This window comes from Intrasporangium sp. (genome assembly GCF_035688975.1).
Classification (GTDB): Bacteria; Actinomycetota; Actinomycetes; order Actinomycetales; family Dermatophilaceae; genus CALMNV01.
Genome location: NZ_DASSMH010000024.1, coordinates 1 through 3264 on the forward strand (window position 1 = coordinate 1; position 3264 = coordinate 3264).

The 3264-nt window shown below is 71.3% G+C and carries 3 protein-coding genes; all 3 read right to left on the reverse strand.

Annotated elements, in window-relative coordinates; translation table 11 throughout:
• The coding region (locus VFJ94_RS02540; RefSeq protein WP_325002608.1) for a pyocin knob domain-containing protein at positions 1–417 on the reverse strand (417 nt) is incomplete at its 3' end.
• A gap of 43 nt (positions 418–460) precedes the next feature.
• Positions 461–2605 (reverse strand): hypothetical protein, encoded by a 2145-nt coding sequence (locus VFJ94_RS02545; protein WP_325002609.1) that lies wholly within the window; start codon positions 2603–2605, stop codon positions 461–463.
• A gap of 71 nt (positions 2606–2676) precedes the next feature.
• Positions 2677–3264: hypothetical protein (locus tag VFJ94_RS02550; protein WP_325002610.1), on the reverse strand; the 588-nt coding region annotated here is incomplete at its 5' end.

Here is a 3264-nt window from a genome sequence, read left to right on the forward strand (position 1 = left end):
CAGCGACACCCCAGACGCCAGCGTCGGCGCCACCTGCGTCCCGCCCGCATCGAGCCGCACCCACGACGACCACCCACCCGACCCGTAGTACCGAGACCACAGGCTGCTGTTGGCGTACCCCTGCCACAGGTGCAGGCTCGCCGTCGTCGTCAGCTGCCGGGAGCGCAGGATGCCGGACTGCTCACCCGCGGGGCGCCCCGCGTTGCCGTTCGCGTCCAGCACCGTGTACGTCGCGTCCCCGGTGACCGTGTCCAGCGACGACGTGCCCGGCAGGACCGGTGAACCCATCGCCTGCGACTTCAGGTCGTTGAGCGCGGCGTTCGCCGCGTTCGCCAGGTCAGCGAAGTTGTGCGACAGATCGACTACGTCAGTGGACGACTCAGCCGGGAGGTTCCACGGCGTGGTGTAGGCAGGCAAGAGGGAGTCCTTCCCAGGGTCCGGGGTGGGGCGGGCGGTGGGGTCAGGCGTTGATGGGGGCGGCGTCGAACTGGCCGTAAGTGCGGCCGGTGTTCGCGGCGTCGAGCTGGCCGTACGTCTTGCCGGTGTTGTTGGCGTCGAGCTCGCCGTAGGTGAGTCCCAGCGGGACAGCCGAGATGACGAAGCAGTCGACCGTCATCGACTGGTCGGCCGCCGACGTCTCCTGCTCCACCGCGGTCAGCAGCACCGTCCACCGCACCCCGAACTCCGTGGGGTCCTCGATGTCGACCACATCACCGACCTGCACGCGCCCGTCGTGCACGAGCCGTATCCCGGTCAGCTTCGCGTGCGGGGTGCACAACCACTGGGCGAGGAAGTCACCGACCGCCTGCGGGCCCTCGTCCGCGTACCCCTGCAGCCACCGGCCGCCGTCGTGCTCGTACTCGGCTGCGTCCGCTGGGCCTGTGCCGGTCGTCAGGGACCGAGCGGCCCACGTCGCCTTGTACCGCGCCCGTAGCACCGGCAGCGCCTCGCCCTGCTTCCACTTCTTGATCGCGGCGAGGTCGGGCACCTTCTGGTCGTACGCGCCGTTGGCTACCGTGGTCAGCTTCCACGTCGCGGGGGTGATCGCGGTCAGCGTCACCGTCAGGGCTGGGTCGGTCACGAGCGCACCAGCGTCCGTGGTCGCCCCGTACCATGACCCGGGCCCCAAGTTGAAGGCCGAGATGGTGCCCGTCAGCAGCTGCGTGGGTGAGCCGACGTAGATCCAGTCCTCGTCCGCCGGGCTGCTGATGAACTCCTCGGTGGTGCCTTGCGTGGACTGAGACCCGCCGCGCCACACCTCCGCCGTCCGAACGGACGCCCTTGCGATGGCAGGCGACTCGTACTTGACCGTCACCGCCGAGTAGGAGTCGCCGGCCGCCTCGGACCACCCCACCGACGCCAGCGACGAGCGGGCCGTGAACGTCGTCGCGGGGGTGCGCGCCAGCAGCAGGTCGCCGGGCATCCACTGGAACTGCCCGTCCTCAGTCCACCACCACGCCCGGCACGTCGCGTCCGCTATCTCCGCGATCAGGTCCACCGCGTTGCGGGCCACGATCCCCGGGGAGGCAACAAGCTTGTTGTTCAAGGAAGTTCCGCCGTACAACCTGCCGCCGAGCACCTGCCCCAAATAGTTGCCCTGCGGCAAGTTGGACACGATGACACCGCCGATGACCGCGCCGTTGCTGGCGGCGATGTGCACCGACTCCAGCGCCGCCGTCGTGACCGCCGCGACCGTGGAGTACGACGCGGTGACCGACCGCCCGTCGTCCGTCGTCAGGACCGCCTGCGTCGCCGAGAACCTCCCCGCGACCCGGACCCACCCGGTCGCCGCACCCAAAGACGCCACGGTCGTCATGGCCGTGCCGTCCCAGAACTCGAGCCGCACCGACCGGTCGTAGGCCACCGTCATCTGGTAGTGCTCAGCGCGGCCCACCAGCGTGGTGCCGATCGTCGCGTCAGCCGCGTGCCCGGACGAGACCATGCACGCGAGCTCGAGGACCGTCGCCGCGGTCACCGACCCCGGCCCGACCGGGGTGAAGTAGGCGTCAGCGTCGGTGATGCCCCACCCCCAGTTGGACGTGGCGAAGTCCGCCGACAGGCTGGTGTTCGACCGCGCCCCAGCGGACGTGCACGTGCCCCACGCCGGCCACAGCGACCCCTGCCCCGGCACCGACACACCCGTGTACGTCGGGCCCAGCTGGGGGGTGGTGTACACCCCGCACGCCCGTAGCGCCCGGTCCACGATGTGATCCGACGACAGGCCCACATTGAGCAGCGGCCCGCCGTCAGCGGAGGGCGGCATGCTGTTGGACATCGGGCCGATCGTGACCGCCCGGTGCAGCCGGTCCACCGGGTCGATGATCGCGGACGTGACCGGCTCCCCGTTGCTGGTCGACGTGTCGTCCACGACACCCGACAGGGCCGAGTAGACGCCCGCCTCGACGGTGCCGACGCTCACCGTGACCGCCGAGCGCCGCTGGGGTGGCCACCCACCCATCCGCCGCCACGGCGACGGGCGCGGGTCCCCGCCCTGCCGCACGACCTGCGTAGCGCCCCACGTCACCGACCCGGACGCCGCAGCCACGTCCCTGCGACCCGGCACGCCACCGCCACCGAGGGACCGTGACACCTTCACCGACTTCACCGGGCGCACCACCCCCGCGGCAGTGACCGTCGCCGCCGGGGTGGCGTGAGCCGGGGCCGCGCCGCCGGGCCTCACAGCCCGACCTCCACGAAGGACACCGCCGCCTGCGCCATCCGCCCCCGGTACGCCGTGTGCGCCGACGTGACATCCAGACCGTACCCGTCGACCACGACGATGCCGCCGTGCCCGGTCGAGTGCTCCATCAGAGCGTCCGTCCACGTCACGCACGGGCGAGCGAGCCGGCCGGCAGCACCCTTCACGTACGGGATCGCGTAGCCCGCGGTCGCCGGTGCCGTGCCCAGGGTAGCCACCCGGGACCACCCCGTCACGGTCGACGCCGACTCGATCACGGACAGGAAACCACCCGCCGCCGTGTAGAACGCCAGACCCACCTTCATGCCTGTGGTGTTCACCCACGCCGACGCCACCAGCGGCGCGGACGGCAGGACCGGCACCTTCACGTAAGCGCCCGTCGAGTCCACGGCGTAGCACGTCACCGCGGGGTCGGTCACCAGCAGCGACCGGCCGGCGTACACGTCACCGCCGAGCCACTGCGGCCCCCCGGAGACGGTGCTCAGCCACGGCGTCATCAGCTCCGAGTCCCACGGGCACAGCACATTCGTGACCTGCGCCCACTCGTCGACCAGCCACCACGGGCC